Here is a 21,741-nt window from a genome sequence, read left to right as displayed (position 1 = left end):
GCCCGACTTGCGCCCGACTCGCGTTTGGCTCCCGCCAGGCCCGGCTTGCGCCCCGCGTCCGGCTCGCGCCCCGCGCCCTGCCCGCACCCGGCGGCCCCCGCCCCGTGGCCCGCCCCGCCCCGCGGGCGCCCGTGCCGTCCGGGAGCGGGAGTGCCGGCAGAGCGGGACCGGCCGGGCCCCTCGCGGCCGGTCACGGCACCGGTGGGCACCACTCGTGCAGCAGCCGGAAGAACTCCTCCTCGTTGCCCGCGAGACCGGCGCGGGACAGGGCCTGTTCCGCCTCGGCGAGGACCGCGGGCGGGACAAGGGGCGGCCGTCCGGCGGCCGGTGGCCCGTCGAAGGCGGCGCGCACGGTGTGCAGCAGCCGCAGGTAGGCCTGGACGGCGGTGCGTTCGTGATCGGTCAGGACGGCGGTCGGCATGGGACGCTCTCCCCGGTTTCGGCGGCACACGGTCACGCACGCCCCCGGTCGCCCGGGCGGCGCGGTACGCCTGCGCACAACGGCGGCGCACCCTCCAGCTTGCCGTCCCCCACTGACAATGCCCCCGTGCCGAGCGCCGGTTCGCCCACTCAGCGCAGCGAGACCCCTGCGCGCACGGCCGTCGCCGCCACCCGCAGCAGGGGCGTCGGCCCCACCGGCAGGGCCCCGCGGCCGTGGCTTCGCGTGACCCGCTCCGAGGCGGCGCGCGGGATCACTCCTCGGGCCGTCTGACGCTCTCCAGGAGCATGTCCAGCCACTCGGCGACCTTGTCCCGGTGCTGGTCCGTGGGCAGTTGGGCGGCGCGCCAGGCGATGCCGCGGACGCCGTGGTTCTGCAGCAGCCGCTCCAGCGCGTCGCCGTCGGCTGCCGCGGCCTCCCGTTCGCGGTCGGCGAGGCGTTGCAGCAACTCCTGCTCGGTGCGCTGCAGGGCGCCCGCGAGCGCTTCGGGGTCCTCCGCGGTGAGGAACCCCGCGTGGACGCGGAAGAACCGCTGGAGGGCGTCGCAGTGCTCCATGGTGGGGCGCCGGTCGCCGTTGATGAGGGCACCCGCCTGCTGGCGGGACATGCCCGCGCCGTCCGCGATCTCCTGCTGCGTGTAGCGCCGGCCGTTCGGTTTGAGCCGGGTGCGGCGCAGCAGGTCGAGCCGTTGCAGGAACCGCGCCTGCACGTCCGGTTCGCCCGCGCTCCGCCCGCTCAGCAGCGCCTTGACCACGTCCGGGGGCACGCCGCAGGCCGTGGAGAGGCGGTCGATGGCGAAGACCTCCGCCTGGGGTACGCCGAGCCGGTCGGCGAGCGCGGTGACACGCGTGACCACCGCCGGCAGTACGACCGACGCCGTGGTGCCCGGATCCTCGATGCCGTCCGTCACCGACAGATCTCCTACGTCTCTCACAGGCTTCTCACGGGGCGGGGTGCCGTGAACTTCCCGGAGAGTAGCCCGTCGCCCGAACCCGTATCCAGGTCTCGCCACAACTGTGGCCAATTCCAGCCGTCAACCGTCATGAAATGCCACGATAGTTGACATGGCATGCCGCTGAGCAGCAGGATCAAGGCGCCGCGTGAAGGCCGCAGAGGCAAGAGGGGTGACCTCCCGATGGCATTTCAGGCAGGAGGGCAGCGGCCGGCGCCGCGGCCCGTTCCCGTCCGTCCCGAGGCGCAGGCCTACCTGCAGGACTACGCCGCGCTCCTGGAGGCCGTCTCCTTCCCGTCCTTCGTCGTCGACCACCGCTGGGACGTGATCCTCACCAACAGCGCCTACACCTCGCTCTTCCGGGGCGTCGGCCCGCACCCGTCGGCCATGCCGGGCGACAACTTCCTGCGTTTCGTCCTGTTCCACCCGGACGCCGGCACGGTCCTCGGCGACCACGAGGCCCGCTGGTGCCTGCCGATGCTGGCGCAGTTCGCGGCCGCCGTGGAGTGCCGCGGCCCCGACCACGGGCTGCAGGCCATCCGCCGGGACATCGCCCAGGACCCCATCATGGAGGCCGCCTACCGGCACGGCCTGCCGCACTGGATCCGCGCGGTCGGCCCCGCGGCCACCCGCTCCGACGGCGCCGTCCGCCCGCTGCTGCACCCCGACCCCCGCTGGGGCACCACCGACTGCCGGGTGGTCGAGGAGACCCCCGAGACGCTGCGGGACCTCGGGTACACCCGGCTCACCCTGGTGCTGCGCGACGCGCGCCGTACCGCTCCGGCCGCGCGCGGGCCGCGCCGCGCCCGCCGTCCGTCCGGTCACCTCAGCGTGGTGCCGGACTCCGAGGCCTGACCCGGCACCGTCGGCGTTCAGGTCGCCGACGGCGCCGGGCGGCCCAGGCCGCCCTCCGCGCACCCGCCCTCCTGCCGTCCGCTCACCACGAGGACGAGCGGCACGCCCCGGCACGGCACCAGCCGCAGGCCGCCGTGGTCGACGCCGTGCGTGCCCTCGATCACCGCCGCGAAGTCCGGGCCCCGGGTGAGGGATCCGGCCAGATGCGCCGGATCCGCGGAGGCGGCCACCCGCCCGCGCGCGTTCACCAGGTGCGCGGCACGCGGGAGGCGGCGCAGCAGCGGCAGCACCGCCGCCTCGAAGTGCCGCAGGTACACGTCCGCCGCGGCGACCCCGGCGAAGCCGCCGCCCACCCGCACCGGGGCGGACAGCGTCAGGCTGTACTCGTCCGAGCAGAGGTAGTCGACGTAGGGTCCGGCCACGGCCCGCAGGCCGGTGTCGCGCGGGAGCGCGAACCAGTCCCAGTGCGTGTAGTCCGCGTACGCCGACCGGCCCGGATCCAGGTCCACCAGCAGCGGCCGCACCCCGCCCTCGGCGGTGCTCTGCCACCACTCCAGCCACCCCGGCACGTCGGCCAGCAGCCCGGGGGCGGCGATGAAGCCCACACCGGACACCAGCCCGGCGCGGCCCAGCCGCAGGTGCAGCGCGGGCCGCAGCGCGGCGAGGTCCGCGCTGACCGGACGCCGCCCCCGCTCCCGCAGCCGCCCCAGCAGCACCGTCGCGTCGGCGCGGGTCTCGGCGACCGCCTCGAACACCGCCTCCAGGGCGCGGCCCACCAGCGCGGCGACGTGCTCCTCGGCGCGGCTGCCGTCGGCCGCCGCCGCCACGGCGAGCCCTGGACCCCTGCTCATGGCGCCCTCCAGCGGACAGGACCGAAGGCCTGCGGCGCCGGGCAGCGCTCAGCGAGCCAGCCGCAGCGCGATCAGCCGCGCCGCCGACTCCCGGACGCACCGCTCGGCCGACGTACCGGCGGCCTCACCGGCGCCATCCTGCACGGCGCGGACCAGACGGCGATGGCGGACCGCGACTTCTTCACGATATTCGTCGTCGTCCAACACGAGACACAGCAGCGCGCCGATCTCCCGCTGGAGCGCGACCTGTTCGCGGGTGAGCCGGGCGGACTGGGCCGCGGCCGCCAGTTCGACGTGGAAACGGCCGTACACCCGGCTGCGTGCCGCCGCCTCGGCCGCGGACGTCAGCTCCTCGACCGAGCGGTGCAGGGGCGTCAGGTCCTCCGGCGCCGTGCGCTGGGCGGCGAGCCGGGCCGAGGCGCCCGACAGGGCGGCCCAGTGGTCCCCGAGGTCGCGCAGCTCCTCGGTGCTCCAGCCGCTCAGCCGGGCCCGCAGCCGCTGGGCGCCGGGGAGTTCGGGCCGGGAGACGAAGCTGCCGCCGCCGCGGCCGCGCCGGGTCGTCACCAGGCCCTGCTGCCGCAGCGCCATCAGCGCCTCCCGCAGCGTCACCGTGGACACCCCGAGCCGGCCCGCGAGGACGGTCTCGCCGGGCAGCTGCTCCCCGTCGGCCAGCAGCCCCAGCTCTATGGCGTCACCGATCCGGCGCACCACCGTCTCCACCCGCGCCCGGCTCTCCACCGGCGCGAACACCGCCGCGTGCGCCCCCATCTGCTGTTCCAAGGCCACCACCTCGCCCGTTGACCCAAGCTTTGCCCGGAGGCGGTCTTGAGCTTTGAACTATGACTTCATATGTTTCCGTGCAACGTTCGTGAGCGCCAGAAAGGTTCCCGCATGGAGGGAAGCGCGATCCGGCTGCAGGGCCTGCGCAAGACGTTCGGCGAGACGACCGCGGTGGCCGGGGTCGATCTGGAGGTGGCGGACGGGGAGTTCTTCTCCCTGCTCGGCCCGTCGGGCTCGGGCAAGACCACCATCCTGCGCCTGATCGCCGGTTTCGAGACGCCCACCGGCGGCAGCGTCGCGCTCGGCGGACAGGACGTCACGGACCTCGCCCCCTTCGAACGCGACGTCCACACCGTCTTCCAGGACTACGCGCTCTTCCCGCACATGACGGTCGAACAGAACGTCGCCTACGGCCTCAAGGTCCGCAAGGTGCCCAAGGCGGAGCGGCTGGTGCGGGCCCGCAAGGCGCTCACCGAGGTCGGCCTGGACGGCTACGGCAAGCGGCGCCCGGCGGCCCTGTCCGGCGGCCAGCGCCAGCGGGTGGCCCTCGCCCGGGCCCTGGTCGGCCGGCCCCGCGTCCTGCTGCTCGACGAACCGCTCGGCGCCCTCGACCTGAAGCTGCGCGAGCGGATGCAGGTCGAACTCAAGACGCTCCAGCGCGACGTCGGCATCACCTTCGTCCTGGTCACCCACGACCAGCAGGAGGCGCTGACCATGAGCGACCGCATCGCCGTCTTCCGCGAGGGCCGCGTCGAACAGGTCGGCACCCCCGCCGAGATCTACGAGCGGCCGGCGACCGCCTTCGTCGCCTCCTTCGTCGGCACCTCCAACCTGCTCCAGGGCGAGGCCGCCCGGCGGATCCTCGGCACCGGCGGCGTCCACAGCATCCGGCCCGAGAAGATCCGCGTGCGCAAGGAGGCCGCCCTCGCGGACGACGCCGGACACGCGACCGCGACAGGGACCGTCGCCGAGGTCGTCTACCTCGGCGACTCCACCCGCTTCCTGGTCGACCTCGACGCCGGCGGCCGGCTCACCGCACTCCAGCAGAACCTGGAGTCCTCCGCCGAGGACGTCGCCGCCTACCGCGGCACCAGGGTCCGCCTGTCCTGGCACCGCCGGCACACCGTCCAGGTCCCCGGCGCCGTCTGAACCGTTCCCGTCCCCTGGGAGGCACGTCATGCGACCCGCCCGCACCCTGCTCGCCACGGCCGCCGCCGCGATCCTGCTGGCCGCGACGGCCTGCGGCTCCTCCGGCGAAGGCGGCTCCTCCGGCGACGGCCTGAACCCGCCCGACCTCGAGGCACCCGCCCACCTGGGCCGCACCGAGGGCCAGGTCGACCTGATCGCCTGGGCCGGGTACGTCGAGGACGGCTCGAACGACCCCAAGGCCGACTGGGTCAGCGGCTTCGAACGGCAGACCGGCTGCCAGGTCCGCTCCAAGGTGGCCGCCAGCTCCGACGAGATGGTCAAACTGATGAAGACGGGCCAGTACGACGCGGTGTCGGCCTCCGGGGACGCCTCCCTGCGCCTGATCGCCTCCGGCGACGCCGCCCCCGTCAACACCGCGCTCGTGCCCAACTACAGCGGCATCTTCCCCGACCTGAAGATGCAGCCCTGGAACTCCGTCAAGGGCAAGGCGTACGGCATCCCGCACGGCCGCGGCGCCAACCTGCTCATGTACAACACGGACAAGGTGAAGCCCGCCCCCACCTCGTGGTCGGCCGTCTTCGACGGCGCGGCGGCGTACAAGGGGCACGTCACCGCCTACGACTCGCCCATCTACATCGCCGACGCCGCCCTCTACCTGAAGGCCACCCGGCCCGAGCTGAAGATCAAGGACCCCTACGCCCTGGACCGCAAGCAGTTCGACGCGGCCGTGGCCCTGCTGAAGAAGCAGAACTCCAGCGTCGGCGAGTACTGGGGCGACTATCTCAAGGAGGTCTCCGCCTTCAAGAGCGGCGACTCCGTGATCGGCACCACCTGGCAGGTCATCGCCAACCTCGCCGCCTCCGAGGGCGCCCGGGTCAAGGCGTTCGTCCCCGAGGAGGGCTCGACGGGCTGGTCCGACACCTGGATGGTCTCCGCCAAGGCCGAACACCCCAACTGCGCCTACAAATGGCTCGACTGGATCGTCTCCCCGAAGGTCAACGCCCAGGTCGCCGAGTACTTCGGCGAGGCACCCGCCAACGCCGCGGCGTGCCAGCACACCAGTGACCATGGATTCTGCACCACCTACCACGCCGCCGACACGGGGTACTGGAAGCGGATCGCCTTCTGGAACACCCCCATCGAGCAGTGCCTGGACGGCCGTACGGACGTGAAGTGCGTGCCCTACGCCCAGTGGGTGCGGGCCTGGACCGAGATCAAGGGCTGAGCCATGACCGCCACCGCACAGAGCGCGGCACGCCGGGCCGGGCCGGGGGCAGCCCGGCGGCTGGCCGGGGCGCTGCACCGCCGTCCCCGGCTCAGGCTCTCGCTGCTGCTGACCGCCCCGCTGCTGTGGCTCACCGTGCTCTACCTCGGCTCCCTGAGCGTGCTGTTCGTCTCCGCCTTCTGGACGACGGACACCTTCACCTCCGCGGTCGTCAAGGTCTGGTCCGCGGACAACTTCCACGCCCTGCTGACCACCCCGGTCTACCGGCAGGTGATCGTGCGCAGCGTCGGTGTCGCCCTCGCGGTCACCGCCCTGTGCGCGGTGATCGCCTTCCCGCTCGCGTTCTACACCGCGCGCGTCGCCCGGCCCCGGTGGCGTCCGCTGCTGGTGGTGGCCATCCTCACCCCGCTGTGGGCGAGTTACCTGGTCAAGGTGTACGCCTGGCGGCTGATCCTCTCCCGGGGCGGGCTCGCCGACTGGGTGCTGGAACCGTTCGGGCTGACCGGCCCCGGGTTCGGGCTGCCCGCGACGGTGCTGACCCTGACGTACCTGTGGCTGCCGTACATGATCCTGCCCGTGCACACCGCACTGGAGCGGCTGCCCGCGGGCCTGCTCGACGCCTCGGCCGACCTCGGCGCCCGGCCCTCGAGGACCTTCCGGTCGGTGGTGCTGCCCATGGTGCTGCCGTCGGTCGCCGCCGGATCGGTCTTCACCTTCTCCCTCAGCCTCGGCGACTACATCACCGTGCAGATCGTCGGCGGCAAGACCCAGCTGATCGGCAATCTCGTCTACTCCGACATCGAACTCGACCTGCCCATGGCGGCCGCGCTGGGCACCGTCCCCGTGGCCGTCATCGTCCTCTACCTGCTCGCGATGCGCCGCACCGGTGCCCTCAGCAGCCTGTGAACCGCCGTCCCAGGGGGTGTTCCCACGTCATGCAGCTCTCCCGCCGGGCGCGCATCGCGCTCCGCGTCGCCGCCGGGCTCGGCTTCGCGGTCATCTACGTCCCGCTGCTGCTGGTCCTCGTCAACTCCCTCAACCCCGACCGCAGCGCGAGCTGGCCGCCCCCGGGGCTGACCCTGCGCTGGTGGGCGGCGGCGTGGCACAGCTCCGGGGCCCGCGCGGCCCTGTGGGTGTCGGTGAAGGCGGGCCTCGGCGCGACCGCGATCGCCCTGGTCCTCGGCACGCTCATCGCCTTCGCCGTGGCCCGGCACCGCTTCTTCGGCCGCGGCGCCGTCTCCTTCGTCGTCGTGCTGCCGATCGCGCTGCCCGGCATCGTGACCGGCATCGCCCTCAACTCCGCCTTCTCCACGGTGCTCGCCCCGCTCGGCGTGGGACTCGGCCTGTTCACCGTGGTCGTCGGGCACGCCACGTTCTGCGTCGTCGTCGTCTTCAACAACGTCGTCGCCCGGCTGCGGCGCACCACCACCTCCTACGAGGAGGCGGCGATGGACCTGGGCGCCCACACCTTCCGCGCCTTCGCCGACGTCACCTTCCCGCTGGTGCGTTCGGCGCTGCTCGCGGGCGCGCTGCTGTCCTTCGCGCTGTCCTTCGACGAGATCGTGGTGACCACCTTCACGGCCGGGCCCGGTGTGGAGACACTGCCGGTGTGGATCTTCGGCAACATGACCAGGCCGCGCCAGGCCCCCGTGGTCAACGTCGTGGCGGCCGTCCTGGTGCTCCTGTCGGTCCTGCCGATCTACCTCGCCCAGCGGCTGTCGTCGGACACGGCGACGACGAGCCGCGTGTAGTCGCGCACGCCGGTCACCGCACGGCCGCGTTCCGGGCACCCGCACAGCAAGTACAGGCGCGTACGGTGCGCACGTCACCGGCCTGCCGGTGGCCGGAATCTTTACGCAAGCCAGTTGCGATTCTTGCGCTAGCCTTGCGTGCATGACGCGACGACTTGCGGAAGTGGCGAAGAAGGTCGGGGTCAGCGAGGCCACGGTCAGCCGGGTGCTCAACAGCAAACCCGGAGTCTCCGAAGCCACCCGGCAGGCGGTCCTGTCCGCGCTGGACGTGCTCGGCTACGAGCGGCCCACGCAACTGCGCGGCGAGCGCGCCCGGCTGGTCGGCCTGGTCCTGCCCGAGCTGCAGAACCCCATCTTCCCCGCCTTCGCCGAGGTCATCGGCGGGGCCCTCGCCCAGCTCGGCCTCACCCCGGTGCTGTGCACCCAGACCAAGGGCGGGGTGTCCGAGGCCGACTACGTCGAGCTGCTGCTCCAGCAGCAGGTCTCCGGGGTCGTCTTCGCCGGCGGGCTGTACGCCCAGTCGGACGCGCCGCACGACCACTACCGGCTCCTGGCCGACCGCAACATCCCCGTCGTACTGGTCAACGCGGGCATCGGACACCTCGGCTTCCCCGCGGTGTCCTGCGACGACGCGGTGGCCGTGGAACAGGCCTGGCGGCACCTGGTCTCCCTGGGGCACGAGCGGATCGGCCTCGTCCTCGGGCCCGGCGACCACGTGCCCTCGGCCCGCAAACTGGCGGCGGCCCGCGCCTTCGGCGCCGAGCTGCCCGACGAGTTCGTCGCCCGCGCCATCTTCTCCATCGAGGGCGGCCACGCCGCGGCGGCCAAGCTCATCGACCGGGGTGTCACCGGGTTCATCTGCGCCAGCGACCCGCTCGCCCTGGGCGTCGTGCGTGCCGCGCGCCGCCGCGGACTCGACGTCCCCTCCCGGATCTCCGTCGTGGGCTACGACGACTCCGCGCTGATGAACTGCACGGAGCCGCCCCTGACCACCGTCCGCCAGCCCATCGAGTCCATGGGCAAGGCCGCCGTGGAACTGCTCAACGCGCAGATCGGCGGCAGTGCCGTCCCCGCCGACGAGCTTCTGTTCGAGCCGGAACTGGTGGTCCGCGGCTCCACCGCGCAGGCCCCCCGCCCCTGACGGACCGGGAGCCTCCGCGCCCGTCCCAGGGAACCGGTGCGCTGTCAAATAATTTCAGTTTCCGCGCGACATCTTGCGCAGTGCTGCCCTCGGTGCTTGAGTGTGCGACGCCCACCGCTCCTGTCCAGAGGGGTCCACCGATGAGAAGCACCGGGTTCCGCCATGCCGTCGCCGCGATCGGCGTCTGCTCCCTTGCCCTCGCCGTGACGTCGTGCGGTTCCGACGACGACGCCTCCGCGAACGGCAAGACCCGCATCACGGTCAACTGCGAGCCGCCCAAGAGCGCGAGGACCGACCGGAAGTTCTTCGAGGAGGACGTGGCGTCCTTCGAGAAGCAGCACCCGGACATCGACGTCGTCACGCACGACGCGTTCCCCTGCGAGGACCCCAAGACGTTCGACGCGAAACTGGCCGGCGGGCAGATGGAGGACGTCTTCTACACGTACTTCACCGACGTCAAGCACGTCGTCTCCACCGGCCAGGCCGCCGACCTCACCCCGTACGTCAAGGAGCTGAAGAGCTACGGCACCCTCCAGAAGCAGCTGCGCGACATCTACACCGTGGACGGCAAGATCTACGGCGTCCCGCGCACCGGCTACTCGATGGGCCTGATCTACAACAGGAAGCTCTTCCAGAAGGCCGGCCTCGACCCCGACAAGCCGCCCACGACCTGGGAGGAGGTCCGCGCCGACGCCAGGAGGATCGCCGCACTCGGCGGCGGCACCGTCGGCTACGCCGACTACAGCGCCCAGAACCAGGGCGGCTGGCACTTCACCGCCGAGCTGTACTCCCAGGGCGGCGACGTCGTCAGCGCCGACGGCAAGAAGGCGAACGTCGACACCCCCGAGGGACGTGCGGTCCTGCAGAACCTGCACGACATGCGCTGGAGCGACGACTCCATGGGCAGCAAGCAGCTCCTCGTCATCAACGACGCCCAGCAGATGATGGGTTCCGGCAAGCTCGGCATGTACCTCTCCGCCCCGGACAACATCCCGATCCTGGTCAAGGAGAAGGGCGGCAACTACAAGGACCTCGCCCTCGCCCCCATGCCCGGCGGCAAGGGCACCCTCGTCGGCGGCGACGGCTACATGTTCAACAAGAAGGACACGCCCGCCCAGATCCGGGCCGGCCTGAAGTGGCTCGACCACATGTTCCTCACCCCCGGCAAGGGCTTCCTCGGCGACTACGCCCGCGCCAAGAAGAACGACGCACCCGTCGGCCTGCCCGAACCCCGCCTGTTCACCGGCGCCGCCGACGCCACCGACCAGCAGGTCAAGAAGGCCAACGCCAACGTGCCCGTCGAGAACTACCGCTCCTTCCTGGAAGGCAACCAGAGCCTTCGGCTGAAGGTCGAGCCGCCCAGCGCACAGCAGATCTACTCCGTCCTGGACGGCGTGGTCTCCGCCGTCCTGACCAAGAAGGACGCCGACATCGACCAGCTCCTCGAGGACGCCTCCGGCAAGATCGACGGCATCCTGGCACGGAGCTGACCCGCCATGACCAAGACGGCCGAGCGGCGGCCCGCCCAGGCGGTCGCCGTCCACCCCCTGCCGGCGCCGCCCCGCGCCCGGGAGCGCAGACGGCGCCGCCTCGCCGAACAGGCCCGTGCCTACGCCTTCCTGCTCGGCGGCCTGATCTGCTTCGCCCTGTTCTCCTGGTACCCGGCGATCCGCGCCGTCGTGATCGCCTTCCAGAAGTACACCCCCGGCCAGGCACCCCAGTGGGTCGGCACCGCCAACTTCACCCACGTCCTGCACGACCCCGAGTTCGGCGCGGCCTGGCGCAACACCCTCACCTTCACCGCACTCGCCCTGCTGATCGGCTTCGCCGTCCCCTTCGTGCTGGCCCTCGTCCTGAACGAACTCAGGCACGCCAAGGCCTTCTTCCGGGTCGTCGTCTACCTGCCGGTGATGATCCCGCCCGTGGTCAGCGCCCTGCTGTGGAAGTGGTTCTACGACCCCGGCGCCGGCCTCGCCAACGAGGCGCTGCGCGCCCTGCACCTGCCCACCTCGAACTGGACCAACGGCGCCGACACCGCCCTGGTCTCCCTGGTCCTCGTCGCCACCTGGGCCAACCTCGGCGGCACCGTCCTCATCTACCTGGCCGCCCTGCAGTCCATCCCCGGCGAGCTGTACGAGGCCGCCGAACTGGACGGCGCGGGCCTGCTCCAGCGCATCCGGCACGTCACCGTCCCGCAGACCCGGTTCGTGATCCTGATGCTGATGCTGCTCCAGATCATCGCGACCATGCAGGTCTTCACCGAACCGTTCGTGATCACCGGCGGCGGCCCCGAGAGCGCCACGGTCACCGTCCTCTACCTCATCTACAAGTACGCCTTCCTCTACAACGACTTCGGCGGCGCCTGCGCCCTCAGCGTCATGCTGCTCGTACTGCTCGGCCTGTTCTCCGCCGGCTACCTGCGGCTGACCCGCTCCGGCTCCGGCGAGGAGGACGCATGAGCAGCACCCGTACCCTCCTCTCCCCGGCGGCCCTGGCCCGCCCCCGCGGCAAGGCCCTCTACTGGACCGTCTTCACCGGCGTGGTCCTGCTGTTCACACTCGCCTTCCTCTTCCCCGTCTACTGGATGGTGACCGGCGCCCTGAAATCACCGGACGAGGTGGCGCAGACCCCGCCCACCCTCGTACCGCAGCACTGGCACCTGAGCGCCTACACCGACGCCTGGGACCTGATGCAACTGCCCCGGCACCTGTGGAACACCTTCGTGCAGGCGGCCGGCGCCTGGGCCTGCCAGCTGGTGTTGTGCACGGCCGCCGCCTACGCCCTGTCCCGGCTGCGCCCCGCCTTCGGCAAGGTGATCCTCGGCGGCATCCTCGCCACCCTGATGGTGCCCGCGCAGGCCCTGGTCGTACCGAAGTACCTGACCGTCGCCGACCTGCCGCTGATCCACACCAGCCTGCTCAACGACCCCCTCGCCATCTGGCTCCCGGCCGCCGCCAACGCGTTCAACCTCTACCTGCTCAAGCGGTTCTTCGACCAGATACCGCGCGACGTGCTGGAGGCCGCCGAGATCGACGGCGCCGGAAAACTGCGCACCCTGTGGTCGATCGTGCTGCCCATGTCACGGCCCGTGCTCGGCGTGGTGTCGATCTTCGCGCTGGTCGCCGTCTGGCAGGACTTCCTGTGGCCGCTGATGGTCTTCTCCGACACCGACAAGCAGCCCATCAGCGTGGCCCTCGTCCAGCTCTCGCAGAACATCCAGCTGACCGTGCTCATCGCCGCGATGGTGATCGCCAGCATCCCGATGGTCGCCCTCTTCCTCGTCTTCCAGCGGCACATCATCGCCGGGATCAGCGCGGGCAGCACCAAGGGCTGACACCGCCCGCCCACCCTTCCCGCCGACCGACACAGAAAGGCACGCACCGTGGGACAGCCCACCCCTGCCCGGAACAGCCGTGACGACCACGCCTGGTGGCGCTCCGCCGTGATCTACCAGGTGTACGTCCGCAGCTTCGCCGACGGCGACGGCGACGGCACCGGGGACCTCGCCGGCGTCCGCGCCCGCCTGCCCTACCTCGCCGGACTCGGCGTGGACGCCCTGTGGTTCAACCCCTGGTACCTGTCCCCGATGAAGGACGGCGGCTACGACGTCGCCGACTACCGGGCGATCGACCCCGCCTTCGGCACCCTCGCCGAGGCGGAGAAACTCATCGCCGAGGCCCGGGAGCTGGGCATCCGCACCATCGTCGACATCGTGCCCAACCACGTCTCCGACCAGCACCCCTGGTTCCGGGCCGCGCGGGCCGGCGGCGCCGAGCGCGAGCTGTTCCACTTCCGTCCCGGCCGCGGCGCCCACGGCGAACTCCCGCCCAACGACTGGACCTCCGAGTTCGGCGGCCCGGCCTGGACCCGGCTGCCCGACGGCGCCTGGTACCTCCACCTGTTCGCACCCGAGCAGCCCGACCTCAACTGGGCGCACCCGGCCGTGCGCCAGGAACACGAGGACATCCTGCGGTTCTGGTTCGAGCGGGGCGTCGCCGGCGTCCGCATCGACTCGGCCGCCCTGCCCGCCAAGGACCCCCGCCTGCCCGACCTCGCCGAGGGAAGCGACCCGCACCCGTACGTCGACCGGGACGAACTGCACGACATCTACCGCTCCTGGCGCCGCGTCGCCGACGAGTACGGCGGCGTCTTCGTCGGCGAGGTGTGGCTCCCCGACAGCGAACGCTTCGCCCGCTACCTGCGTCCCGACGAACTGCACTCCGCCTTCAACTTCTCCTTCATGGCCTGCCCCTGGGACGCCGCCCGGCTGCGCACCTCCATCGACGAGACGCTGGCCGAACACGCACCCGTGGGAGCCCCCGCCACCTGGGTGCTGTGCAACCACGACGTCACCCGCACCGTCACCCGCTACGGCCGCGCGGACACCGGCTTCGACTTCGCCACCAAGGCCTTCGGCACCCCCACCGACCTCGCCCTCGGCACCCGGCGCGCCCGCGCGGCGGCCCTGCTCTCCCTGGCCCTGCCCGGCGCCGTCTACGTCTACCAGGGCGAGGAGCTGGGCCTGCCCGAGGCGGACATCCCCGTCGACCGCATCGAGGACCCGATGCACGTACGCTCCGGCGGCACCGACCCGGGCCGCGACGGCTGCCGGGTCCCGCTGCCCTGGTCCGCCGACGCGCCCCACGCCGGGTTCGGGACCGAGGCGGCCCGGGAGCCGTGGCTGCCGCAGCCGGCCGGCTGGGCCGACCACGCCGTCGACCTCCAGCAGCGCGACCCCGCCTCCATGCTCGCCCTGTACCGCGAGGCGATCCGGCTGCGCCCGGCCTTCGGCGACGCCCCCCTCACCTGGCTGGACGGCCCCGACGGCGTCCTCGCCTTCACCCGCGCCGACGGGACGGCCTGCGTGGTCAACCTGTCCGGCGCCCCCGCCGCACTCCCCGCCCACACCCGACTCCTGCTGGCCAGCGGCCCCCTCGACGAGGCCGGCCGCCTCCCGCAGGACACGGCGGCCTGGCTGCGCGCCTGAAGGCGCGCGGCACCGGGGCACTGCGCCCGGACCACTCGACGCCGGGCCCCGGCCGCCGATCCGCACAGCGCTATCCCCGCACCCCCACCACGAAGGGATCAGCACATGCACGGCACCAGCACGCCCAGATCCGTCCGCCGCCTGCCGGCCCTCGCGGCCACCGTCGCCCTCGCCGCCGGCATGCTCGTCACCCTCGGGGCCCCCGCCGCCCACGCCGCCGCGGGCGCCACCCTCCCCTTCACCTCCGTCGAGGCCGAGTCCGCCGCCACCACCGGCACGAAGATCGGCCCCGACTACACGCAGGGCACCCTCGCCTCGGAGGCGTCGGGCCGCCAGGCCGTCCGGCTCACCACCGGACAGCGGGTGGAGTTCACCGCACCGCGCGCCGCCAACGCCCTGAACGTCGCCTACAACGTGCCCGACGGCCAGTCCGGCACCCTCAACGTGTACGTCAACGGCACCCGGCTCGCCAAGACCCTCACCGTCACCTCCAAGTACTCCTACGTCGACACCGGCTGGATCACCGGAGCCAAGACCCACCACTTCTTCGACAACGCCCGGCTGCTGCTCGGGCAGAACGTCCAGGCCGGTGACAAGATCACCCTGGAGGCGGCGAACGTCCAGGTCACCGTGGACGTGGCCGACTTCGAACAGGTGGCGCCGGCCGCCGCCCAGCCGGCCGGATCGGTCTCCGTCGTCTCCAAGGGCGCCGACCCCAGCGGACAGGGCGACTCCACCCAGGCCTTCCGCGACGCCGTCAACGCCGCCCAGGGCGGAGTGGTGTGGATCCCGCCGGGCGACTACCGGCTCACCTCCTCGCTCGGCGGCGTGCAGAACGTCACCCTCCAGGGCGCGGGCAGCTGGTACTCCGTCGTGCACAGCTCCAGCTTCATCAACCAGGGCAGCTCCTCGGGCGGCGTGCACCTCAAGGACTTCGCGGTCATCGGCGAGGTCACCGAGCGCAACGACGGCAGCCCCGACAACTTCGTCAACGGCTCGCTCGGGCCGGGCTCCAGCGTCTCCGGCATGTGGATCCAGCACCTCAAGTGCGGCCTGTGGCTGACCGGGAACAACGACAACCTCGTCGTCGAGGGCAACCGCATCCTCGACACCACCGCCGACGGCCTCAACCTCAACGGCAACGCCAGGGGCGTACGGGTCCGCGACAACTTCCTGCGCAACCAGGGCGACGACTCCCTCGCCATGTGGTCCCTGTACGCACCCGACACGGACAGCAGCTTCGAGCACAACACCATCTCGCAGCCCAACCTCGCCAACGGCATCGCGATCTACGGCGGCACCGACATCACGGTCTCCGACAACCTGGTCTCCGACACCAACGCCCTCGGCAGCGGCATCGCCATCTCCAACCAGAAGTTCATGGACCCCTTCAACCCGCTCGCCGGGACGATCACGGTCGCCGGCAACACCCTGGTGCGCGCGGGCGCCATGAACCCCAACTGGAACCACCCGATGGGCGCGCTGCGCGTCGACTCCTACGACAGCGCGATCAACGCGACCGTGAACATCACCGGCACCACCGTCATCGACAGCCCCTACAGCGCCTTCGAGTTCGTCTCGGGCGGCGGTCACGGGTACCCGGTGAAGGGCGTCACCGTGGACGGCGCCACGGTGCGCAACACCGGCACGGTCGTCGTCCAGGCCGAGGCGCAGGGCGCGGCGACGTTCCGGAGCGTCACCGCCACCGGTGTGGGTTCCGCCGGCGTCTACAACTGCCCCTTCCCGTCCGGCTCGGGCAGCTTCGCGCTCACCGACGGCGGCGGCAACTCGGGCTGGGCCGGCACCTGGGAGGACTGCTCCACCTGGCCGCAGCCCGGCCAGGGCAACCCGGCTCCCGACCCGAACCGCAACCTCGCCAAGGGCCGTCCGGCCACCGCCACCGGCTCCCAGGACGTCTACACGCCGGGCAAGGCGGTCGACGGGGACGCGAACAGCTACTGGGAGTCGGCCAACAATGCCTTCCCGCAGTCCCTCACCGTCGACCTCGGATCGAGCCAGACCGTGCGCCGGCTGGTGCTGAAGCTCCCGCCGTCCGCCGCCTGGGGCGCCCGGACCCAGACCGTCGCGGTCCTGGGCAGCACCGACGGCGCGAACTACACCACGGTGGCGGGCGCACAGGGCTACCGCTTCGACCCGGCGACCGGCAACAGCGTCACCGTCGCCCTGCCGGCCGGGACCGCCCTGCGCTGGCTGCGGCTGACGGTCACCGGCAACACGGGCTGGCCGGCCGGGCAGTTCAGCGAGGTGGAGGCGTACGCGACCTCCTGAGCGGCCGTCGGAACCCCGGCCGGCGTCCCGCGCGAGGCGCCGGCCGGCAGCCAACCGGGAGCCGGCCACCCGGCCGGCTCCCGCCCTCCGCACGCCGGTCCCCTGACTTTCACATGGACGTCACCGCACCCTTCCCTCACGTTCGGTGCTCTTGGAACACTCGCTGCGCGCAGCACTCACCCGTTCCGGCCGTCCGTGCACGAGGATGAGAGGACCCCCATGCCGTCACCCACCCCCGAGGTCAACCGGCGCCGCTTCCTGCAGATAGCGGGCGCGACCACCGCGTTCACCGCGCTGTCCGGCAGCATCCAGCGCGCGGCGGCCCTGCCCGCCCACCGCCGCACCGGATCGATCGAGGACGTCGAGCACATCGTCGTCCTCATGCAGGAGAACCGGTCCTTCGACCACTACTTCGGCACCCTCCGCGGCGTCCGGGGCTTCGGCGACCCGCGCCCGGTGCCGCTGCCGAACGGCAAACCGGTGTGGCACCAGACCAACGGCGCGGGCAAGGAGGTGCTGCCCTTCCGCCCCGACGCCGACGACCTGGGCCTGGCCTTCGTCCAGGACCTCCCGCACGGCTGGAACGACGGGCACGCCGCGCACGACCGGGGCCGCTACGACCAGTGGGTGCCGTCCAAGGGGACGACGACGATGGCGTACCTGACCCGCAAGGACATCCCGTTCCACTACGCGCTCGCCGACGCGTTCACCGTCTGCGACGCCTACCACTGCTCGCTCATCGGCTCCACCGACCCCAACCGCTACTACCTGTGGACGGGCCACACCGGCAACGACGGCAAGGGCGGGGGCCCCGTCCTCGGCAACGAGGAGGCGGGCTACAGCTGGACGACGTACCCCGAGCGCCTGGAGAAGGCGGGCGTGTCCTGGAAGATCTACCAGGACGTCGGTGACGGGCTCGACGCCGCCGGCGGCTGGGGCTGGATCAACGACGCCTACCGCGGCAACTACGGCGACAACTCGCTGCTGTACTTCAACCAGTACCGCGGCGCCAAGCCCGGCGACCCGCTGTACGACAAGGCCCGCACCGGCACCGACGCCCGCACCGGCGAGGGCTTCTTCGACCGTCTCAGAGCCGACGTCAAGGGCGGGAAGCTGCCGCAGGTCTCCTGGATCGTCGCCCCCGAGGCCTTCTCCGAGCACCCCAACTGGCCCGCGAACTACGGCGCCTGGTACGTCTCCCAGGTCATCGACGCGCTGACCGCCGACCCGGCGGTGTGGGCGAGGACCGCCCTGTTCCTGACCTACGACGAGAACGACGGCTTCTTCGACCACCTCGTCCCGCCCTTCCCGCCGGCCTCCGCCGGCCAGGGCCTGTCCACGGTCGACGCGGGCCTCGACCTGTTCAAGGGCGACGCCGGCCACGTGGCCGGTCCCTACGGACTCGGCCAGCGCGTGCCGATGCTGGTGATCTCACCGTGGAGCAAGGGCGGCTTCGTCTGCTCCGAGACGTTCGACCACACCTCGGTCATCCGGTTCATGGAGCGCCGCTTCGGGGTGCAGGAGCCGAACATCTCGCCCTGGCGGCGGGCGGTCTGCGGCGACCTGACCGCGGCGTTCGACTTCTCCGGCGAGGACACCGCCCTCGTCTCCCTGCCGGACACCGCCGGATACGCGCCCCGGGACCACAACCGGCACCCCGACTACGTGCCGGCCCCGCCGGCCCAGGGTTCCCTGCCCCGTCAGGAGCCCGGACGGCGGCCGACGCGCCCGCTCAAGTACGCCCCCGTGGTGGACGGTTCGGTGGACGCGGCGGCCGGGAAGTACACGCTCACCTTCGCCTCGGGCGCGCAGGCCGGAGCCGCCTTCCTGGTCACCTCGGGCAGCCGCTCCGACGGCCCCTGGACCTACACCACCGAGGCCGGCAAGACCGTCTCGGACACCTGGAACTCGGTCTACTCCGGGGGCTCGTACGACCTGAGCGTGCACGGTCCCAACGGCTTCCTGCGCGTCTTCAAGGGACCCGGCAGGACGGCCGGCCCCGAGGTCACCGCGCGGCCGGCCGGCGACGACATCGAGCTGACCTTCACCAACAGGGGTTCGAAGGCGGTGGATCTGGCGGTGACGGACGGCTACGGCGGGGGCCGGACGACGGTCCAGGTCCAGCCGGGCGCGACGGTGCGCCGGCGGGCCGTGCTGGCGGCGAGCGAGCGCTGGTACGACCTGACCGTCACCTCCGGCGCGGATCCGTCCTTCCTGCGGCGGTTCGCCGGTCACGTCGAGAACGGCCTGCCGGGGGTGAGCGATCCGGCGATCGCGGCCGGCTGACCGCAGGGCAGACAGCGGTTGCTTTCCGGCCGGCTCGCGGTAGTGTGCCCCGGTGACCACGCATTCGAACACCCCTGCAGGCTGGTACCCGGACCCCCACGGGGCGGCGCAGACGCTGCGCTACTGGGACGGCGCGCAGTGGACCGAGCACACCCACGCCGCCCAGCAGGCCCCCGCGGCCCAGCAGGTGCCGGGCGGGCCGGCCGGTCCCGACGCGCGCGTGCAGCGTCAGGTGCAGCAGCAGGCCGGCGTCGCCCCCGGCGGCGTCGGCGGCGGCACCCTGTTCAGCGAGCCGGTCCTCGTGGTGAACCAGAAGGCCAAGCTGATCGAGCTGACCAACGAGTACAAGGTCTTCGACCAGAACGGCAACCAGATCGGCGCCGTCACCGAGATCGGCCAGAGCACGCTGCGCAAGGCCCTGCGGTTCGTCTCCAGCCTGGACCAGTTCATGACCCACCGGCTGGAGATCCGCGACGGTCACGGGCAGCCGCAGCTCGTGCTCACCCGGCCCGCGAAGTTCGTCAAGTCGCGGGTGATCGTCTCGCGCCCGGACGGCTCGGAGGTCGGCGAGATCGTCCAGCAGAACGTCTTCGGCAAGATCAACTTCGCGATGAACGCGAACGGGCAGCAGGTCGGGGCGATCAAGGCGGAGAACTGGCGCGCCTGGAACTTCGCGATCGTCGACCACGCCGACAACGAGGTGGCCCGGATCACCAAGACGTGGGAGGGCCTGGCCAAGACGATGTTCACCACGGCCGACAACTACGTCCTGCAGATCCACTACCAGCTGCCCGAGCCGCTGCTGAGCCTGGTGGTGGCGACGGCGCTGACCGTCGACACGGCCCTCAAGCAGGACTCGCGCGGCTGGGGCTGACCCGGCACGGGCCGCGGCCGCGGCGGCCCTTCAGAGCGCGGTCAGGTGCTCCGGCCCGGAGGGCAGGGGCCCGGGCAGGGGAACGTGCAGCGGCAGCAGCAGCGGTTCCCGGGACGCCCCCTCCGGCTCCAGGGCGAGGACGGCGGCCACGGGGTGTGTCTCGTCGGCGCCGTCCTGCGCGGGCACGCCGACGGGGGCGGGACCGGGTGCGGACGCGGGCTGCGGCCCCGACGCCCGCCCGGGTGCCGGTTCGGTCGCGGACGCGGGCCCTGGCAGGGACACGGGCCCGGGTCCGGCCGCGGACGCGGCGTCGGCCGGGGACGCGTCCTCCGGGTGCGCGGGTGCGCCTTCCGCGAGGCCGGGTGCCCCCTCCGCGGGATGCGGCTGCGGGGCCGCCCGCGACAGTTCGACCACGCCCCAGGCGGCGAACGCCGCTCCCGCGAGCGCGAGCAGCACACCCCGTACGCCGCCCTGCAGTCCCTGGCCCAGCAGGGTCAGGCCGATCAGTGCGGCGGCCACCGGGTTCGTCAGCGTCACCACCGCGAGCGGCGCGCCCAGGCCGCCCCGGTAGGCGGTCTGCGAGAGCAGCAGCCCGCCCGTCGCGAACGCCGCGACCAGCAGCGCCACGATGATCACGCGCGCGCTCAGCAGCGGCCCGGTGTGGTCCGTCGCGGCCACGGTCACGGTCTGGGTGAGCGCGGACGCCACGCCCGAGGCGACGCCGGAGGCGGTCGCGTGCCGCAGGCCCGGCCGGGCCCCGGGACGGGACAGGGCACCGATCAGGACCGCCGTGGCCCCCGCGACCGCCAGTGCCTCGGCGGGGCTCAGCACCTGCTGCGGCGCGGGTCCGGAGGCGGCCAGCAGCAGCGCGCCCAGCCCGAGCAGGGTGCACGCGGTGCCCCGCCACTCGGCGGCGACGACCCGCCGGCCCGCCAGGCGTGCCCCCATGGGCACGGCGGCCACCAGCGTGAGCGCGCCGAGCGGCTGGACCACGGTCAGCGGGCCGTACTTGAGGGCGACCACGTGCAGCAGGGCCGCCGACCCGTTCAGGGCGACCGACCACCACCAGGCGCCGCGGCGCAGCAGCCCGAGCGCGCCGGTGCCCGCGGCCGCCCGCGAGGCGAGCCGTTCCTGGGCGACGGCCGCGGCGGCGTAGGCGACGGCGGAGAAGAGCGAGAGGACCACGGCGAGCAGCGCGGCGTTCATCGGACCGCTCCGACGAGGGTGCCGTTCTCCTCGGCCGGCGCGGGCCGCTGCCGGCCCAGCGCGACGGTCACCGGACGGCGGTGTGGCAGCGGGAGCGCGACCAGGGCGACGCCGAGCAGAGCGGTCGCCGCGACCGAGTCGAGCCAGTAGTGGTTGGCGGTGCCCACGATCACCAGCAGGGTCAGCAGCGGGTGCAGCAGCCACAGCCAGCGCCAGCGCGAGCGGGTGGCGGCGATCAGCGCGACGGCCACCATCAGGGCCCAGCCGAAGTGCAGCGAGGGCATGGCCGCGAACTGGTTCGACAGGTGGTCCGTCTTCGGCGGCCCGTAGACCGAGGGCCCGTAGACGTGCGCGGTGTCGACCAGACCGGTGGCGGCGAGCATGCGCGGCGGGGCCAGCGGGAACGTGAGATGCAGCACCAGGGCTGCGGCGGTCAGCGCGGCCAGGGCCCGGCGGGTCCAGACGTAGTGCGCGGGACGGCGCAGGTAGAGCCAGACGAGCAGGCCGACGGTGGCCGGGAAGTGCACGGTGGCGTAGTAGGTGTTCGCGACGCGGACCAGGGTGTCGCCGTGCAGCAGCAGGGACTGCACCGCGCCCTCGCCGGGCAGGTGGAGCGCCCGTTCCAGGTGCCACACGTGGTGCGCGTTGCGGAAGGCCTCGCCGGTGTGGTCGGCGGCCAGTTGGCGCCCCACCTTGTAGACGAGGAACAGGCCCGCGACGAGCAGCAGCTCGCGCACGAGTGCGGGCCGCGCGGGCCTCGTGGGCTCCGCGGCGGCGGCCTCGTTTCGGGATGTCATGCCCCGGCCCCTTCGCGTGCGGGTGATGCCTTGTGTTGCCGTATGGGTGGTGCCGACCGGTACGCGAGCGGTGACCGCGCCGGGAGCATCGATACGACATCGTACCGATACGCCAGTGTACCGATACGATGGAGTACCGGTACACTGGCGTATCGGTTG

At 72.5% G+C, this 21,741-nt stretch carries 19 protein-coding genes; 13 read left to right on the top strand and 6 right to left on the bottom strand.

The window, feature by feature from the left end:
- Positions 1 to 190 precede the first annotated feature (190 nt).
- Together AC6I72_RS04860 and AC6I72_RS04855 are read right to left on the bottom strand one after the other, a co-directional pair.
- Positions 191 to 421 (bottom strand): hypothetical protein, encoded by a 231-nt coding sequence (locus tag AC6I72_RS04860; RefSeq protein WP_366728743.1) that lies wholly within the window; start codon positions 419 to 421, stop codon positions 191 to 193.
- A gap of 271 nt (positions 422 to 692) precedes the next feature.
- On the bottom strand, positions 693 to 1,349 hold the full coding sequence (locus tag AC6I72_RS04855; RefSeq protein WP_497999626.1) for a helix-turn-helix domain-containing protein: 657 nt from the start codon (positions 1,347 to 1,349) through the stop codon (positions 693 to 695).
- A 225-nt stretch (positions 1,350 to 1,574) separates the two neighbouring features.
- Here AC6I72_RS04855 and AC6I72_RS04850 point away from each other — a divergent pair, with 225 nt between their 5' ends.
- On the top strand, positions 1,575 to 2,246 hold the full coding sequence (locus tag AC6I72_RS04850) for an MmyB family transcriptional regulator (protein ID WP_497999625.1): 672 nt from the start codon (positions 1,575 to 1,577) through the stop codon (positions 2,244 to 2,246).
- 17 nt (positions 2,247 to 2,263) lie between these two features.
- Here the strand turns inward: AC6I72_RS04850 and AC6I72_RS04845 are convergent, their stop codons facing one another.
- Both AC6I72_RS04845 and AC6I72_RS04840 read right to left on the bottom strand, forming a co-directional pair.
- Positions 2,264 to 3,097: a PDC sensor domain-containing protein gene (locus AC6I72_RS04845; RefSeq protein ID WP_497999624.1), complete on the bottom strand. Its 834-nt coding sequence runs from the start codon at positions 3,095 to 3,097 to the stop codon at positions 2,264 to 2,266.
- Between the two features lie 48 nt (positions 3,098 to 3,145).
- Complete coding sequence (locus tag AC6I72_RS04840) at positions 3,146 to 3,865, bottom strand: FadR/GntR family transcriptional regulator (protein WP_498004592.1); 720 nt, start codon at positions 3,863 to 3,865, stop codon at positions 3,146 to 3,148.
- 123 nt (positions 3,866 to 3,988) lie between these two features.
- Here AC6I72_RS04840 and AC6I72_RS04835 point away from each other — a divergent pair, with 123 nt between their 5' ends.
- From AC6I72_RS04835 to AC6I72_RS04780, 12 genes are all read left to right on the top strand, one after another.
- Complete coding sequence (locus AC6I72_RS04835) at positions 3,989 to 5,026, top strand: ABC transporter ATP-binding protein (RefSeq protein ID WP_497999623.1); 1,038 nt, start codon at positions 3,989 to 3,991, stop codon at positions 5,024 to 5,026.
- A 28-nt stretch (positions 5,027 to 5,054) separates the two neighbouring features.
- Positions 5,055 to 6,251 (top strand): ABC transporter substrate-binding protein, encoded by a 1,197-nt coding sequence (locus AC6I72_RS04830; protein WP_497999622.1) that lies wholly within the window; start codon positions 5,055 to 5,057, stop codon positions 6,249 to 6,251.
- Between the two features lie 3 nt (positions 6,252 to 6,254).
- On the top strand, positions 6,255 to 7,157 hold the full coding sequence (locus AC6I72_RS04825; RefSeq protein WP_497999621.1) for an ABC transporter permease: 903 nt from the start codon (positions 6,255 to 6,257) through the stop codon (positions 7,155 to 7,157).
- Positions 7,158 to 7,186: 29 nt separating this feature from the next.
- A complete protein-coding gene (locus AC6I72_RS04820; protein ID WP_497999620.1) occupies positions 7,187 to 8,002 on the top strand; it encodes an ABC transporter permease in 816 nt (271 codons plus the stop codon).
- Between the two features lie 142 nt (positions 8,003 to 8,144).
- Positions 8,145 to 9,143 (top strand): LacI family DNA-binding transcriptional regulator, encoded by a 999-nt coding sequence (locus AC6I72_RS04815; protein WP_497999619.1) that lies wholly within the window; start codon positions 8,145 to 8,147, stop codon positions 9,141 to 9,143.
- Positions 9,144 to 9,283: 140 nt separating this feature from the next.
- Complete coding sequence (locus tag AC6I72_RS04810) at positions 9,284 to 10,633, top strand: ABC transporter substrate-binding protein (protein WP_497999618.1); 1,350 nt, start codon at positions 9,284 to 9,286, stop codon at positions 10,631 to 10,633.
- A 6-nt stretch (positions 10,634 to 10,639) separates the two neighbouring features.
- Positions 10,640 to 11,602: a carbohydrate ABC transporter permease gene (locus AC6I72_RS04805; RefSeq protein ID WP_497999617.1), complete on the top strand. Its 963-nt coding sequence runs from the start codon at positions 10,640 to 10,642 to the stop codon at positions 11,600 to 11,602.
- Complete coding sequence (locus tag AC6I72_RS04800) at positions 11,599 to 12,477, top strand: carbohydrate ABC transporter permease (RefSeq protein WP_497999616.1); 879 nt, start codon at positions 11,599 to 11,601, stop codon at positions 12,475 to 12,477. Before AC6I72_RS04805 ends, AC6I72_RS04800 begins: the two co-directional genes overlap by 4 nt.
- 48 nt (positions 12,478 to 12,525) lie before the next feature.
- Complete coding sequence (locus tag AC6I72_RS04795; protein WP_497999615.1) at positions 12,526 to 14,130, top strand: glycoside hydrolase family 13 protein; 1,605 nt, start codon at positions 12,526 to 12,528, stop codon at positions 14,128 to 14,130.
- 105 nt (positions 14,131 to 14,235) lie between these two features.
- Positions 14,236 to 16,419, top strand: coding sequence for a discoidin domain-containing protein (locus AC6I72_RS04790; RefSeq protein WP_497999614.1), 2,184 nt, complete (start codon positions 14,236 to 14,238; stop codon positions 16,417 to 16,419).
- Positions 16,420 to 16,638: 219 nt separating this feature from the next.
- Complete coding sequence (locus AC6I72_RS04785) at positions 16,639 to 18,705, top strand: phosphocholine-specific phospholipase C (protein ID WP_497999613.1); 2,067 nt, start codon at positions 16,639 to 16,641, stop codon at positions 18,703 to 18,705.
- 52 nt (positions 18,706 to 18,757) lie between these two features.
- The gene (locus AC6I72_RS04780) at positions 18,758 to 19,579 is read left to right on the top strand and encodes an LURP-one-related family protein (protein ID WP_497999612.1); all 822 of its coding nucleotides are present in this window, start codon (positions 18,758 to 18,760) and stop codon (positions 19,577 to 19,579) included.
- Between the two features lie 30 nt (positions 19,580 to 19,609).
- Here the strand turns inward: AC6I72_RS04780 and AC6I72_RS04775 are convergent, their stop codons facing one another.
- Positions 19,610 to 20,785, bottom strand: coding sequence for a DMT family protein (locus tag AC6I72_RS04775; RefSeq protein WP_497999611.1), 1,176 nt, complete (start codon positions 20,783 to 20,785; stop codon positions 19,610 to 19,612).
- The gene (locus AC6I72_RS04770; RefSeq protein ID WP_497999610.1) at positions 20,782 to 21,582 is read right to left on the bottom strand and encodes a phosphatase PAP2 family protein; all 801 of its coding nucleotides are present in this window, start codon (positions 21,580 to 21,582) and stop codon (positions 20,782 to 20,784) included. The genes AC6I72_RS04775 and AC6I72_RS04770 overlap by 4 nt, the downstream gene beginning before the upstream one ends.
- Between the last annotated feature and the right edge of the window lie 159 nt (positions 21,583 to 21,741).

It is taken from the genome of Streptomyces sp. Xyl84 (assembly GCF_059731885.1).
The sequence above is the reverse complement of the archived record's forward strand: the minus strand, read 5'-3'. Positions and strand labels throughout refer to the sequence as shown.

What these genes read in the sequence shown, in the direction of transcription:
- AC6I72_RS04825 (WP_497999621.1), top strand. Translation starts at nt 6,255, where the DNA reads ATGACCGCCACCGCACAGAGCGCGGCACGCCGGGCCGGGCCGGGGGCA.
- AC6I72_RS04775 (WP_497999611.1), bottom strand. Translation starts at nt 20,785, where the DNA reads ATGAACGCCGCGCTGCTCGCCGTGGTCCTCTCGCTCTTCTCCGCCGTC.
- AC6I72_RS04835 (WP_497999623.1), top strand. Translation starts at nt 3,989, where the DNA reads ATGGAGGGAAGCGCGATCCGGCTGCAGGGCCTGCGCAAGACGTTCGGC.
- AC6I72_RS04815 (WP_497999619.1), top strand. Translation starts at nt 8,145, where the DNA reads ATGACGCGACGACTTGCGGAAGTGGCGAAGAAGGTCGGGGTCAGCGAG.
- AC6I72_RS04830 (WP_497999622.1), top strand. Translation starts at nt 5,055, where the DNA reads ATGCGACCCGCCCGCACCCTGCTCGCCACGGCCGCCGCCGCGATCCTG.
- AC6I72_RS04860 (WP_366728743.1), bottom strand. Translation starts at nt 421, where the DNA reads ATGCCGACCGCCGTCCTGACCGATCACGAACGCACCGCCGTCCAGGCC.
- AC6I72_RS04785 (WP_497999613.1), top strand. Translation starts at nt 16,639, where the DNA reads ATGCCGTCACCCACCCCCGAGGTCAACCGGCGCCGCTTCCTGCAGATA.
- AC6I72_RS04845 (WP_497999624.1), bottom strand. Translation starts at nt 3,097, where the DNA reads ATGAGCAGGGGTCCAGGGCTCGCCGTGGCGGCGGCGGCCGACGGCAGC.
- AC6I72_RS04850 (WP_497999625.1), top strand. Translation starts at nt 1,575, where the DNA reads ATGGCATTTCAGGCAGGAGGGCAGCGGCCGGCGCCGCGGCCCGTTCCC.
- AC6I72_RS04840 (WP_498004592.1), bottom strand. Translation starts at nt 3,865, where the DNA reads ATGGGGGCGCACGCGGCGGTGTTCGCGCCGGTGGAGAGCCGGGCGCGG.
- AC6I72_RS04770 (WP_497999610.1), bottom strand. Translation starts at nt 21,582, where the DNA reads ATGACATCCCGAAACGAGGCCGCCGCCGCGGAGCCCACGAGGCCCGCG.
- AC6I72_RS04810 (WP_497999618.1), top strand. Translation starts at nt 9,284, where the DNA reads ATGAGAAGCACCGGGTTCCGCCATGCCGTCGCCGCGATCGGCGTCTGC.
- AC6I72_RS04820 (WP_497999620.1), top strand. Translation starts at nt 7,187, where the DNA reads ATGCAGCTCTCCCGCCGGGCGCGCATCGCGCTCCGCGTCGCCGCCGGG.
- AC6I72_RS04805 (WP_497999617.1), top strand. Translation starts at nt 10,640, where the DNA reads ATGACCAAGACGGCCGAGCGGCGGCCCGCCCAGGCGGTCGCCGTCCAC.
- AC6I72_RS04790 (WP_497999614.1), top strand. Translation starts at nt 14,236, where the DNA reads ATGCACGGCACCAGCACGCCCAGATCCGTCCGCCGCCTGCCGGCCCTC.
- AC6I72_RS04800 (WP_497999616.1), top strand. Translation starts at nt 11,599, where the DNA reads ATGAGCAGCACCCGTACCCTCCTCTCCCCGGCGGCCCTGGCCCGCCCC.